11 protein-coding genes are annotated in these 12,847 nt (G+C 48.9%); 10 read left to right on the top strand and 1 reads right to left on the bottom strand.

Translation table 11 applies throughout. The annotated features are described in order from the left end of the window. The first annotated feature begins 24 nt into the window (after positions 1-24). From BTA51_RS10535 to prpF, 9 genes are all read left to right on the top strand, one after another. Positions 25-207: a Trm112 family protein gene (locus BTA51_RS10535; protein WP_094707408.1), complete on the top strand. Its 183-nt coding sequence runs from the start codon at positions 25-27 to the stop codon at positions 205-207. Further along, positions 207-971 carry a 3-deoxy-manno-octulosonate cytidylyltransferase gene (gene kdsB / locus BTA51_RS10530; RefSeq protein ID WP_094707407.1) on the top strand — a complete coding sequence of 255 codons (765 nt, stop codon included), beginning with the start codon at positions 207-209 and terminating at the stop codon, positions 969-971. Before BTA51_RS10535 ends, kdsB begins: the two co-directional genes overlap by 1 nt. Positions 972-1,046: 75 nt before the next feature. Continuing rightward, positions 1,047-1,520, top strand: a complete 474-nt coding sequence (locus BTA51_RS10525) for a low molecular weight protein-tyrosine-phosphatase (RefSeq protein ID WP_094707406.1) — start codon at positions 1,047-1,049, stop codon at positions 1,518-1,520. Between the two features lie 33 nt (positions 1,521-1,553). Then, positions 1,554-2,588 carry a UDP-N-acetylmuramate dehydrogenase gene (gene murB / locus BTA51_RS10520; RefSeq protein ID WP_094707405.1) on the top strand — a complete coding sequence of 345 codons (1,035 nt, stop codon included), beginning with the start codon at positions 1,554-1,556 and terminating at the stop codon, positions 2,586-2,588. 206 nt (positions 2,589-2,794) lie between these two features. Next, positions 2,795-3,469, top strand: coding sequence for a GntR family transcriptional regulator (locus tag BTA51_RS10515; RefSeq protein WP_094707404.1), 675 nt, complete (start codon positions 2,795-2,797; stop codon positions 3,467-3,469). Between the two features lie 148 nt (positions 3,470-3,617). Further along, entirely contained in the window at positions 3,618-4,493 is an 876-nt protein-coding gene (gene prpB, locus BTA51_RS10510; protein ID WP_094707403.1) for a methylisocitrate lyase, read from the top strand. A gap of 43 nt (positions 4,494-4,536) precedes the next feature. Next, positions 4,537-5,664 carry a 2-methylcitrate synthase gene (gene prpC / locus BTA51_RS10505; RefSeq protein WP_094707402.1) on the top strand — a complete coding sequence of 376 codons (1,128 nt, stop codon included), beginning with the start codon at positions 4,537-4,539 and terminating at the stop codon, positions 5,662-5,664. Positions 5,665-5,804: 140 nt separating this feature from the next. After that, positions 5,805-8,399 (top strand): Fe/S-dependent 2-methylisocitrate dehydratase AcnD, encoded by a 2,595-nt coding sequence (acnD, locus tag BTA51_RS10500; RefSeq protein ID WP_094707401.1) that lies wholly within the window; start codon positions 5,805-5,807, stop codon positions 8,397-8,399. 72 nt (positions 8,400-8,471) lie between these two features. Then, positions 8,472-9,656: a 2-methylaconitate cis-trans isomerase PrpF gene (gene prpF, locus BTA51_RS10495; protein ID WP_094707400.1), complete on the top strand. Its 1,185-nt coding sequence runs from the start codon at positions 8,472-8,474 to the stop codon at positions 9,654-9,656. A 93-nt stretch (positions 9,657-9,749) separates the two neighbouring features. Here prpF and tviB read toward each other — a convergent pair whose 3' ends face one another. Beyond that, positions 9,750-11,027, bottom strand: coding sequence for a Vi polysaccharide biosynthesis UDP-N-acetylglucosamine C-6 dehydrogenase TviB (gene tviB / locus BTA51_RS10490; RefSeq protein WP_094707399.1), 1,278 nt, complete (start codon positions 11,025-11,027; stop codon positions 9,750-9,752). A gap of 358 nt (positions 11,028-11,385) precedes the next feature. Here tviB and BTA51_RS10485 point away from each other — a divergent pair, with 358 nt between their 5' ends. Then, positions 11,386-12,798, top strand: coding sequence for a TIGR03013 family XrtA/PEP-CTERM system glycosyltransferase (locus BTA51_RS10485; RefSeq protein ID WP_168188128.1), 1,413 nt, complete (start codon positions 11,386-11,388; stop codon positions 12,796-12,798). Positions 12,799-12,847 lie beyond the last annotated feature (49 nt).

The raw sequence follows: 12,847 nt of genomic DNA, 5'->3' as shown, positions 1-12,847 counted from the left end.
CCTAATTAATAGGAAGAGTCTTTAATGGACAAGAAACTGTTATCAATTCTTGCGTGCCCGATATGTAAGGGCGACCTTAAATACGATAGGGAGAAGCAGGAGCTGATCTGTAAAAATGATGGCGTCGCCTTTCCCATCAGAGATGGTATTCCTGTGATGCTTGAGAAAGAGGCACGGACTTTGACGACTGATGAGAGACTGTCCTGATGACCGATTTTACCGTCATTATTCCCGCGCGTTACGCATCAACCAGGCTGCCCGGAAAACCTTTACTGGACATCGCCGGGAAACCCATGGTTCAGCATGTTTATCATCGTGCCCAGGAAAGTAATGCGTCTGAAATATATGTAGCAACAGACGACGGGAAAATTGAAGAGGCGGTAAAACAGTTCGGCGGACAATGTATCATGACATCGTCCAATCATCCCTCAGGAACCGACAGGCTGGCGGAATGTGCCAGAATTCTGGGGCTCGATGATGATCACATTATCGTCAATGTGCAGGGCGATGAGCCGTTGTTGCCGGCGGAATTGATAAATCTGGTGGCGGAGAATCTGGCTCATCAGACGGAAGCAGGCATTGCCACCCTGTGTGAAAAAATTCATGACCGGGGAGCATTGTTCAACCCCAATGTGGTCAAAGTGGTAAAAAATGAAGCTGGGATGGCCATGTACTTCTCACGGGCCCCCATTCCCTGGGCAAGGGATTTCTTTGCCGAGAATACTGAAGGGCTGGCGCCATCGATGGACTGCTACAGGCACATTGGCATCTATGCTTACCGAGTGGGATTTCTCCGGTCTTATGTGAACTGGGGGACCTCTCCAATCGAAACCATAGAAGCGTTAGAGCAGTTAAGAGCTTTGTGGCATGGTGTCTCGATTCATGTGGATGTGGTAAAGAAAACGCCTCCGGCCGGAGTGGATACTCCTGAAGATCTTGAGCGAGTCAGGGCGATTCTAGCTAAACACTGAACGCCTGACTGCGGTTGAAAGGCGGTCTGATTTTTTCAGAGTGATGAATAATAAAAGCCATTGGGGAAGATAAGCATGAAAGTCTTATTTGTTTGTATGGGGAATATTTGTCGATCTCCCACAGCCCAGGGAGTTTTTGAGGTATTGCTGGAAAAAGAAGGGCTATCTGATCGGGTCGCAGTGGATTCTGCCGGTACCGGGCCCTGGCATGTGGGGAAGCAACCCGATTCGAGGGCGCAGGAAGCTGCCGCAAAGCGTGGATATCGTCTGGACAGGCAGAGAGCTCGTCAGGTAAAGGTTGAAGATTTTTCCAGATTCGACCTGATTCTTCCCATGGATAAGGACAATCTGGCTGAACTGAGCAAAATTTGCCCCGATTCTGAGCGCCATAAGGTTAAGCTGTTTCTCTCATATGCGAATGATTCAGATTTTCTCGAGGTTCCTGACCCTTACTATGGCGGTCAAAATGGATTTGAACTAGTACTGGATCTCATCGAAGACGCGGGCAGTGGCCTGCTTCGCCAAATTCAGCAAAAGCTGCCGAAATAGATATAAGACTTTATTAATTTTTCTGAGTCCCCAATGGAATTTATTGTCAATCAAGATCTGTCTTCCCTGCATACCATGGGCTGCCGATCAACGGCTCAGTCGTTTGTGGTTGTTTATAGTCTTCCTGAATTGAAGTCCACGCTTGAAGAAGCACGCCAGCGAGCATTGCCTATAACGGTATTGGGAGGTGGCAGCAATGTGGTTTTCTCCGAACATGTACCAGGATTGGTCGTTAAAATGGGAATCCTGGGGATTGAGGTTCTGGAGAATTTCGGCAGTGAGGCGTCTGTGGAAGATGCTGAAGTGGTCTGGGTGAAGGCTCAGGCAGGGGAGAACTGGCATCATTTTGTAAGGTGGACGCTTCAGCAGGGCCTGGGTGGACTGGAAAATCTCAGTCTGATCCCTGGAACCGTTGGAGCTGCACCGATTCAGAATATCGGAGCGTATGGCGTCGAAGTTAAAGATGTCATTTCTGAGGTGTCGGCTATCAATCGTAATACGGGTGAACTCAAAATCTTTGATCGAGATGAATGCGGATTTAGATACCGTGACAGTATTTTCAAAAGAGATCCCGGGAAATGGATTATTGTGGAGGTGACCTTCCGTTTGTCACCGAAGGCTCCGCTAAAACTTGATTATGCAGAACTTAAAAAATTCTGGGAGTCTGCTGGAGAGCCCTCCAGTTATCTGGAGGTTGGAGCGTTAGTCGAAGAGATTAGGCGGCGGAAACTTCCTGATCCGGACGTTGTTCCAAATAGTGGTAGCTTTTTCAAAAACCCAACGGTCGATGATCAGCTATATCAAAGGATTTTAGATGAGTACCCCTCAGTGGTGGCTTTCCCGAGCGGAGTAAATCAATGGAAGCTTGCCGCTGGCTGGCTGATTCAAGAGTGTGGCTGGAAGGGATTTGTTGATGACGGCGTTGGGGTGTTCGACAGGCAGGCACTTGTTATCATAAATCCGGGATATCGTCCGGCCGCAGCAATCAAAGGGCTTGCGTCAAAGATCCAGCAGAGTGTTGCTGATAAGTTTGGCGTGGAGCTCGAAATCGAACCCTTCATATTGTAAACAATTCGATGGCTGGCTTGCCTCCATCCAGGTTTATACTCTCTTCTTTGTAACCAATTTCCCGGCCGATATGGTTGTTGTTCCTAAAAAATCCCTGTTTATTCAAAAATCCTATTTAAAATTGTAAACAAAAATGTTTACAATCCTTCCTGTTTCTAGGATTCATTTCAGTCGATACGTCCACTGACGGGGTAATTGTAAACAAAATGAGATCTCCTGACCTTCGCACACAAGCGGACATTGCTTTCGAGTTGTTGCAGACAGCCATCGTTAAAGGGGATATACCCGCCGGCCAAAAAATCAGTGAAGCCGAGTTGATGCAACGGTTTGGCTATGGTCGAGGCCCGCTTCGAGAAGCCATACATCGATTGGAGGGACGTGGACTTATCGTACGTAAAGCCCACTCAGGAGCCAAAGTTGTCTCTCTGTCAGTGGAAGAATTGATTGATCTTTACGAAGTTCGGGAGGCTTTGGAAGGCATGGCGGCAAGGCAAGCCGCCAGGCGAATGCATCAGGACGAGATTGACGATCTAAAACGTCTGCTGGAAAGCCATGCGCGTCAAATCGAAGAGCAACAGGGGATCGCCTATTACCAGCGGGAAGGCGATTTTGATTTCCACTTTCGAATTATATCCGGTAGCAAAAACCAGAAATTGAGCCAGGTCCTGACAGGCGAGTTATATCACCTGTTGCGCCTGTATCGATATCGTCTCAGCACCTTTAGTGGTCGCCCGGAAAAAGCATTTAAAGAACATTGGAGAATTATTGAAGCGTTGGAAGATCGGGACGGAGAATTGGCCGAACTTCTCATGCGCCGTCATATCTCCGCTGCGCGACAGAATATTGAAAAGCGGTATCGGGAAGGGCAGTTGAAGCTCTAGTCAATACACAGCTTTGGCTGAACTATTTAGCCATCATTTTTTTTAAATATTAGATTCAGGCAATGACACCAGTTTCTAAGTAACAAAAACAGAAGTAGCACACGGCAGTAGCCAAATTCGAACAGAAGACAGCAATGAGAGGCCGATTATGTCCGCAGGTTTACGATTCAGAAAAGCCCTGGAAGCCAACAAACCCTTACAGATTGTTGGAGCTATCAACGCATACGCAGCGATGATGGCTGAACGAGTTGGCCATCAGGCAATCTATTTATCGGGTGGCGGTGTGGCGAATGCCTCATATGGTCTTCCGGATCTTGGGATGACCTCACTGAATGACGTTCTTGAGGATGTCAGACGAATTACGGCAGCTACCGAGGTGCCTCTGCTGGTCGATATCGATACCGGGTGGGGGGGAGCTTTCAATATTGCCCGGACTATCAAAGAAATGATTCGGGCGGGAGCGGCTGCGGTTCATATTGAGGATCAGGTTGCCCAGAAGCGATGTGGCCATCGTCCAAATAAAGAGATCGTCAGCAAGTCTGAAATGGTCGACAGGGTCAAAGCCGCTACCGATGCCAGAACTGATGAGAACTTTTTCATTATGGCAAGGACGGATGCTTTTGCTCAGGAAGGTCTGGAGGCTGCTATCGAACGCGCCCAAGCCTGTGTGGAAGCCGGTGCTGATGGGATATTTGCGGAAGCCGTAACCGAGCTGGAACACTATCGCGCATTCAGAGAGGCACTCGATGTCCCCATTCTTGCCAATATTACAGAGTTTGGAAAAACCCCGTTATATAACAAAGAGGAACTTGCACAGGCGGGGGCGGATATGGTGCTTTATCCGTTGTCTGCATTCAGGGCTATGAACAAAGCGGCATTGATGGTTTATGAATCAATACTCGCCAAAGGAGATCAAAAGGACGTGGTGGATCTCATGCAGACGAGAATGGACTTGTATGACTTCCTCAACTATCACGATTATGAGCAGCGACTGGATGCTTTGTTTGCCCAAGAAAAACAATAAACCTGACAAATTCTGAATTTAAGAAAGATTAAGGAGAGACAATATGGCTGAAAAGGCATTGAGTGGTGCGGGTCTGCGTGGACAAGTGGCAGGGCAGACGTCTTTGTGTACGGTTGGGATGACTGGGCATGGTTTAACCTATCGGGGATATGGCATTGAAGAGCTGGCGGAGAAAGCCAGCTTCGAAGAGGTGGCACATCTATTACTGAGAGGTCATTTGCCAACCCAATCAGAGTTGGATGCATTTAAGGCTAAGTTGAAATCGCAGAGAGGGCTGCCTCAAGCGCTGAAAGAAGTGCTGGAGAGGATTCCCAGGGATGCTCACCCAATGGATGTCATGCGCACCGGCTGTTCCATGCTGGGTAATCTTGAGACAGAGAACGATTTTTCTGAGCAGGATGACCGCATTGATCGCATGCTTGCCGTATTCCCCTCCATTATCTGCTACTGGTACCGGTTCACTCATGATGGTGTTCGCATCGAGACGGAAACCGATGATGACTCGATCGGGGCGCACTTTCTTTCCATGTTGCGTGGCGAAAAGCCTAACGAACTTCATGAGCGCGTCATGAATGTTTCGCTGATTCTGTATGCCGAGCATGAGTTCAATGCGTCAACCTTTACGGCCAGGGTCTGCGCTTCCACGTTGTCTGATATTCATTCCTGCGTTACCGGTGCAATCGGTTCGCTGCGAGGCCCTTTGCATGGTGGTGCCAATGAAGCGGCCATGGAGCTGATTGAAAGGTTCTCCAACGCTGACGAAGCGGAAGCCGGCTTGATGGATATGCTGGCGCGCAAGGAGAAAATCATGGGCTTCGGTCATGCTATCTACAGAGAGTCAGATCCACGCAATGCCGTTATCAAGAAGTGGTCGGAAAAGCTGGCTGAAGATGTTGGGGATGATCGTTTGTACCCGGTATCAGTAAGATGTGAAGAAGTGATGTGGCGGGAGAAGAAACTGTTCTGTAATGCTGACTTCTTCCATGCTTCTGCGTATCACTTCATGGGAATCCCCACCAAGTTGTTTACTCCGATATTCGTCATGTCACGCCTGACCGGTTGGGCCGCTCACGTGAAAGAGCAGCGAGCCAACAATCGCATTATCAGACCCAGTGCCGAATATACCGGACCTGAATCAGCAGAGTGGGTGCCGATTGAAGCTCGAGGATAGCCGGATGGTCGCCGTTGGCGGCCATTTTTCTATTCAAGTCCGAGAACAGTGAACACAAATAACGGGATGATGAAGGGACGTACGGAACCTGTGGGTTTCAGTCCCGATTCCGATGAAATGATTGATGGGTTGGTCACAGTATGAATACAGAATATCGGAAACCCTTACCGGGCACTTCACTTGATTACTTTGATGTCCGTGAGGCTGTTGAAGCAATTCAGGCAGGTGCTTATGACAAATTGCCTTATACCTCGCGAGTTCTTGCGGAGAATCTGGTGCGCCGTTGCGATCCGGCGACTCTGACAGAATCGCTCAGGCAGATTATTGACCGTAAGCGCGATCTGGACTTTCCCTGGTATCCGGCGCGAGTCGTGTGCCATGACATTCTTGGTCAGACCGCCTTGGTGGATCTGGCCGGTCTCAGGGATGCTATCGCAGAAAAAGGCGGAGACCCCGCCAAGGTCAACCCCGTGGTGCCGACACAGTTGATTGTGGATCACTCTCTGGCCGTTGAGCATGCAGGGTTTGAAAAAGATGCCTTCGACAAAAACAGGGCCATTGAAGACCGTCGTAATGATGATCGATTTCATTTCATCAACTGGACCAAAACAGCGTTCAAGAATGTGGATGTGATTCCTCCGGGCAATGGCATCATGCACCAGATCAACCTTGAACGTATGTCCCCGGTGGTCCATTCCCGGGATGGCATTGCCTTTCCTGACACCTTGGTGGGAACGGATAGCCATACGCCTCACGTCGATGCGCTTGGTGTCATTGCCATCGGTGTCGGAGGATTGGAAGCTGAAAGCGTCATGTTGGGGCGGGCTTCTTACATGCGGCTGCCGGACATTGTTGGTGTCAATTTGACTGGCAAGCCGAATCCGGGCATTACGGCAACAGATATTGTGCTGGCGCTAACCGAATTTCTGCGTCAGGAGAGAGTGGTTTCTTCCTATATTGAGTTCTTTGGTGAAGGGGCTGCCCGATTGACGCTTGGTGACCGGGCAACCATTTCCAACATGACTCCGGAATATGGTGCTTCTGCCGCCATGTTCTATATCGATCGGCAAACCATTGATTATCTCAAGTTGACTGGTCGGGACGATGAGCAGGTCAAGCTGGTGGAGACCTACGCCAAAGAGGCTGGCCTCTGGGCGGATACTCTGGAGAATGCTGAATATGAACGGGTTTTGACCTTTGATTTATCCAGCGTTGTTAGAAATATCGCCGGACCTTCCAATCCGCACCGTCGGGTTCCCACGAACGAATTGGCGTCCCGTGGAATCGCTGGCAAGGTGGAAACTGAAGAGGGATTGATGCCGGATGGTGCAGTGATTATTGCCGCAATCACCAGTTGTACCAATACCAGCAATCCTCGCAATGTGGTGGCAGCAGGACTCCTGGCCCGTAAGGCTAATGAGCTTGGTCTGGTGCGCAAACCCTGGGTTAAAACCTCTTTGGCTCCGGGTTCCAAAGCGGTCCAGCTATATCTGGAAGAGGCCAATCTCCTGCCGGAACTTGAAAAACTGGGGTTCGGTATCGTGGGGTTTGCCTGCACCACCTGTAACGGCATGAGCGGGGCACTGGATCCAGTGATTCAGAAAGAGGTCATTGAACGCGACCTTTACACAACTGCTGTGCTGTCCGGCAATCGTAATTTTGACGGACGTATTCATCCCTATGCCAAGCAGGCATTTCTGGCTTCTCCCCCTCTGGTGGTTGCCTACGCTATTGCGGGGACCATTCGGTTTGATATCGAGAAAGACGCCCTGGGTACCGACAGCGAAGGAAGACCCATTACACTGAAAGATATTTGGCCAAGTGACGAAGAAATAGATGCCATTGTCAAAGCATCGGTTAAGCCCGAACAATTCCGTCAAGTGTACATCCCCATGTTTGATCTAACAGAAGAAGCAAGGGGACAGACAAATCCACTGTATGAATGGCGGCCGCAGAGCACCTATATTCGTCGTCCTCCCTATTGGGAAGGAGCGTTGGCAGGTGAGCGTACGCTCAAAGAAATGAGGCCTTTAGCGGTGTTGGGGGATAACATCACGACAGATCACTTGTCGCCCTCAAATGCCATTCTTGCTTCCAGTGCGGCTGGTGAATACCTGGCAAAAATGGGATTGCCCGAAGAAGATTTCAATTCCTATGCCACTCACCGTGGGGACCATCTCACTGCTCAAAGGGCGACTTTCGCGAATCCGAAACTGTTGAATGAAATGGTGTTGGAGAACAGCGAGATCAAGCAGGGGTCTTTGGCCCGTATTGAGCCTGAAGGAAAGGTTACCCGGATGTGGGAGGCTATCGAAACCTATATGGACCGTAAACAGCCTCTGATTATTATCGCCGGCGCCGACTATGGACAGGGCTCTTCCAGGGACTGGGCAGCTAAAGGTGTTCGGCTGGCAGGGGTTGAGGCCATTGTGGCGGAGGGCTTTGAACGCATCCATCGAACCAATTTGATTGGAATGGGGGTTTTACCGCTTGAGTTTCAACCGGGAACAACTCGAAAGACATTGGGGATAGATGGAACAGAAACCTATGACGTCAAAGGCGAATTCATGCCCGGGACGACCCTGACACTGGTGATTCATCGCCTAAATGGTGGAACCGAAGAGGTACCGGTGACTTGTCGTCTGGATACCCAGGAAGAGGTGTCCATATATGAAGCGGGTGGTGTACTGCAAAGGTTTGCCAAAGACTTTCTTGAGGCAGAAGCGGTCATCTAATCGTTGTCTTCATTTAATCAGCCAGGGAGAGAAGCTCTCCCTGTATTAATTTGACCTGATGGAGTTACGGAAATGGCTCATGTTCCTCAAATAAGGATTCCCGCCACTTACATGCGGGGCGGTACCAGCAAGGGCGTATTCTTCCGCTTGCAGGATTTGCCTGAGCCGGCCCAGGTGCCGGGAAAAACACGGGATGATTTGCTGTTGCGTGTAATCGGTAGTCCGGATCCATACGCCAAGCAAATTGACGGAATGGGGGGCGCGACATCGAGTACCAGCAAGACAGTGATTCTGTCCTCGAGTGACCAGCCTGACCATGATGTGGATTACCTGTTTGGCCAGGTTTCCATAGATAAGCCGTTTGTGGACTGGAGCGGAAACTGCGGAAATCTTTCCGCGGCTGTGGGTGCTTTCGCGATTACCGGTGGATTGGTTGATCCTGCCAGGGTGCCGGAAAACGGCGTGGCAACCGTACGCATATGGCAGGTGAATATTGGAAAAACCATCATCGCCCATATTCCAATGACAAACGGGGCTGTACAGGAAACAGGTGATTTTGAACTTGATGGTGTGACCTTTCCGGCAGCTGAAGTGAAAATGGAGTTTGTTGATCCGGCAGACGGGGACGGTGCAATGTTTCCCACGGGAAATCTGGTCGATGACCTTGAGGTACCGGGGATGGGCCCGATTAAGGCGACGATGATCAATGCAGGAATTCCCACCATATTTGTTAATGCAGAAGACATAGGGTTTTCAGGAACTGAGCTTCAGGAAGCTATTAACGGTAACCCAGGGGTGTTAGCTAAGTTCGAGAGTATCAGGGCTCATGGTGCTGTCCGCATGGGATTGATAAACGATACGTCAGAAGCGGCAACCCGCCAGCATACCCCCAAAGTGGCTTTTGTTGCCGGCCCTAAAGACTATGTTTCGTCTAGTGGAAAGAAGGTGCTTGCGTCTGACATCGATCTGTTGGTGCGAGCTCTGTCCATGGGGAAACTCCATCACGCCATGATGGGAACCGCGGCGGTGGCTATCGGTACGGCAGCAGCTATACCCGGCACACTGGTAAATCTGGCGGCAGGTGGCGGAACTCGTCATTCTGTTCAGTTTGGGCATCCTTCAGGGACCCTCAGAGTGGGGGCCGAGGCTGACAATGCTGAAGGCGACTGGAAGGTTACCAAAGCAACCATGAGCCGAAGCGCCAGGGTGTTGATGGAGGGATGGGTTCGCGTACCGGGAGATGTTGTTTCTTCCTAACCAAAAAGGCTGCTAATTAGCAGCCTTTTTTATCGTATCTTGTAGCTCAATTGGGTTGAGGCTCAATCTGTAAGAGAAAGAAGGGAAGTCTTTCTACAGGCGTCCGTCAACGGCTTCTTTGGGCAGGATGTATTTCACATCAAATAATATGTGGTTTTCCTTGCCGAATTTGCGGATGCCTTCTGCGCCCAAATCATTGAACTGACTGTGGCCCACCGTTAGAACGATTGCATCATAATGACCCTCTTTCGGAGAGGGGGTCAACTCAATGCCATATTCCTGCTTTGTTTCTGCCGGACTTGCCCAGGGATCAAATACATCGATGTTCGCTCCGTAGGATTTGAATATTCGAATGACATCGGTCACCCGGGTGTTACGAATGTCCGGGCAGTTTTCCTTAAAGGTGAGTCCCATGATTAGTACATTGGAATCCGTAACATGTATCTTTCTTTGGGTCATCATTTTAATGACGTTCTTGGCAACGATTTCGCCCATGGCGTCGTTAATTCGTCTACCGGAAAGAATGACTTCGGGGTGGTGTCCGATGGACTGGGCTTTATGTGTCAGGTAATAGGGATCTACGCCGATACAGTGTCCTCCCACAAGACCTGGACGAAAAGGGAGGAAGTTCCATTTGGTTCCGGCTGCCTCAAGCACTTCAAGGGTGTCTATGCCGAGCTTGCCAAATAGCAGAGATAGTTCGTTGATTAATGCAATGTTGACATCTCTCTGTGTGTTTTCTATTACTTTGGCGGCTTCCGCCACTTTGATGGAGGAGGTTTTGTGGGTGCCGGCAGTTATGATTGATTGATACAGTGCGTCAACAAAGTCTGCAGCTTCGGGGGTTGAGCCTGAGGTAACTTTCAGGATATTGGTTACCCGATGTTCTTTGTCCCCCGGATTGATGCGTTCCGGGCTATAACCGGCATAAAAGTCTTTGTTGTAGGCCAGTCCGCTAATTTCCTCAATGATCGGAACACATACCTCTTCGGTAGCGCCCGGGTATACGGTTGATTCGAAAATAACGGTGTCACCGGGGCTGATAACGGATGCTACGGTCTTGCTGGCGGCAATCAGAGGCCCGAGATCTGGAGTTTTAAACTCGTTGATTGGTGTGGGTACGGTGACGATATATACGTTAGCGTCCCTGATTTCGCTGAGATCTGAAGTAAATGTCAGGTGCTGTGAGCCTTTTAATTCATTTTTGTCCACTTCCAGTGTTCTGTCCTGGCCCTGCCTGAGTTCAAGAATCCTCTCGTTATCGATATCGAATCCCAGAGTGGGGTAGGTTTTTCCAAACTCAACCGCAAGTGGCAGGCCAACATAACCAAGGCCTATTAAGCAAATTCTGCAATTCTTCAAAGGGTGCATAATTGATTAGATCTCAAGATCAGAGTAATAAACATTGCTGCTGGTAAACATAGGTAACGACCTGAAAACTTACCATTTTTGTCTCTAAATCGTAACAGCTGTTTAGCCTAACTTCGAATGAATGAAAAATATGAAGGGGGATAGGGCGAAAAAGCGCTTTTCTACAACTAGCAGGTGGCGGCTGAAAGGACTATGCATAAAGGTCTAACTCGTTGATCTATATATTACTGTCAACAATTGTTAAAATGCCGCCCCCCACCGATTAAAAGTGAATTTGTTTCGTTAAAATTTCACTATAGCACTATATATTTTTTGATGTTTGCTCGAAAAATTAAGGATTGTCGAGGTAATTGCTGACGTGGCTCATATACGTATTTTGAAGCACTATGTGCATTTTCCATTTCTTATTCTGGGGTTCCTGGAATTATGTGCCTGCATGTTAGCGATTTATGCAGCGGTCCCAACCAGACTCTTGATTGGTGACATTAACTATAGCTTTGAACACACAGACCTATTTTACTCTGCGCTTGCCTATGGGATCGTCATTCTCATCAGTATGAATGCCATGGGGGTGTACCAGGCAAGACTTTCTGAAGGTCGTACTGGTATGGCATTGCGCACTCTGGTCGCGTTTGTCATCGGCTCGCTTGTCTTTCCAATTTTCTACTACATCTCGAGTGACATTTTCGGTGTGATCTGGCGGAGTGTTCTGGTTCTGGCGACTTTGTACGCAGTGCTGTTCACTGTCCTGATACGGGTGTTGTTTTACACCTTTGTTGACGAGAATATTTTTAAGAGAAATGTATTGGTTCTTGGTACCGGCAAGCGGGCTCAAGGGCTTTTAGAAGATTTTCGTAAACCGGAAGACTGGAAAGGCGTTCACCTGGTAGGTTTTTATCCGTTTGAAGGGGACGAAGTTGTTGTCGATGAGCATAAAGTGATCAAAACACCTCTCGGAATAATGGATTACGTTCTGGCCCATGGTATTGATGAGATCGTCATCGCCGTCGACGACCGGAGAAAGAAACTCCCGTTGGAAGAATTGATGGCCTGCAAGCTGGAAGGTATCGAGGTTGTTCAGGAGTCAATATTTACCGAAAGGGAAACCCGAAAAGTCCCACTGAATGTCATTTCTCCGGGCTGGTTTATCTTTTCAGATGGATTTAAGACTTCAGCGCTGGGAAGCATATTGAAGAGATCTTTCGATGTGGTTGCCTCACTGATACTTCTTTTGGTGACCTGGCCATTCATTCTGATCACCGTCGCGTGTATCAAGTTCGAAGAAGGCTTGAAAGCGCCTGTTTTCTACAAGCAAGTGCGTGTAGGTATCAATGGCGAGCCGTTTGAAGTTATCAAATTCCGGAGTATGCGTGTTGACGCGGAAAAAGGTGGTCAGGCTATTTGGGCATCCAAGAATGACGACAGGGTAACCCGAGTCGGTGCCGTGATTCGAAAATATCGAATCGATGAATTGCCTCAATTGTTTAATGTTCTGAAAGGTGAGATGGCTTTCGTTGGCCCTCGTCCGGAAAGACCTGTATTTGTCGAAAAGCTTGCTAACAATATCCCTTATTACAATGAGCGCCATCGTGTTAAGCCCGGGATTACCGGATGGGCGCAGCTATGTTTCGATTACGCTGACAGCGAAGAGGACAGCAAGGAAAAGCTGCGTTATGACCTCTATTACATCAAGAACAACAGCCTCATGCTGGACTTCCTGATCCTTCTCCAGACCGTTGAAGTGGTACTTTTCAAGAAAGGTGCACACTAAAAGAAAAAGGCCTTCAGAAATGAAGGCCTTTTTTATAGCTCTTTTAAGC

Source organism: Hahella sp. CCB-MM4, from assembly GCF_002260525.1.
GTDB lineage: Bacteria > Pseudomonadota > Gammaproteobacteria > Pseudomonadales > Oleiphilaceae > Hahella.
Note: the sequence above shows the minus strand (reverse complement) of the source record. Positions and strands in the feature narration are given on the sequence as shown.

Excerpts from the sequence above, each read along its gene's own strand:
- BTA51_RS10525 (WP_094707406.1), top strand. The coding sequence starts at position 1,047 with ATGAAAGTCTTATTTGTTTGTATGGGGAATATTTGTCGATCTCCCACA.
- prpC (WP_094707402.1), top strand. The coding sequence starts at position 4,537 with ATGGCTGAAAAGGCATTGAGTGGTGCGGGTCTGCGTGGACAAGTGGCA.
- BTA51_RS10515 (WP_094707404.1), top strand. The coding sequence starts at position 2,795 with ATGAGATCTCCTGACCTTCGCACACAAGCGGACATTGCTTTCGAGTTG.
- murB (WP_094707405.1), top strand. The coding sequence starts at position 1,554 with ATGGAATTTATTGTCAATCAAGATCTGTCTTCCCTGCATACCATGGGC.
- prpF (WP_094707400.1), top strand. The coding sequence starts at position 8,472 with ATGGCTCATGTTCCTCAAATAAGGATTCCCGCCACTTACATGCGGGGC.
- BTA51_RS10535 (WP_094707408.1), top strand. The coding sequence starts at position 25 with ATGGACAAGAAACTGTTATCAATTCTTGCGTGCCCGATATGTAAGGGC.
- prpB (WP_094707403.1), top strand. The coding sequence starts at position 3,618 with ATGTCCGCAGGTTTACGATTCAGAAAAGCCCTGGAAGCCAACAAACCC.
- acnD (WP_094707401.1), top strand. The coding sequence starts at position 5,805 with ATGAATACAGAATATCGGAAACCCTTACCGGGCACTTCACTTGATTAC.
- tviB (WP_094707399.1), bottom strand. The coding sequence starts at position 11,027 with ATGCACCCTTTGAAGAATTGCAGAATTTGCTTAATAGGCCTTGGTTAT.
- kdsB (WP_094707407.1), top strand. The coding sequence starts at position 207 with ATGACCGATTTTACCGTCATTATTCCCGCGCGTTACGCATCAACCAGG.